1 protein-coding gene is annotated in these 235 nt (G+C 71.5%); it reads left to right on the plus strand.

Going from position 1 to position 235, the window contains the following annotated elements:
* Positions 1-235, plus strand: a 235-nt coding sequence (locus KBI52_RS00075; protein ID WP_210804707.1) for a winged helix-turn-helix domain-containing protein, incomplete at both ends; no start/stop codon positions are given.

The raw sequence follows: 235 nt of genomic DNA on the forward strand, positions 1-235 counted from the left end.
GCCGCCCAGGAGGCCGAGATTCAGCGCCTGATCTGCCGGCACACCCCGGACGAACTGGACCTGCCGTTCGCCCTATGGAGCCGGGCGGCGGTGTGCGCGGTGATCTGGCAGCGCTGTGGGATTGCGCTGGCCGTGCGAACCGTGGGCAAGTATCTGGCGCGCTGGGGCTTTACCGCGCAGAAGCCGCTCCGGCGGGCGTACGAGCAGAACCCGGCCGCGGTGCGGCACTGGCTGC

This window comes from Microvirga sp. HBU67558 (assembly GCF_018069605.1).
GTDB lineage: Bacteria > Pseudomonadota > Alphaproteobacteria > Rhizobiales > Beijerinckiaceae > Microvirga > Microvirga terrae.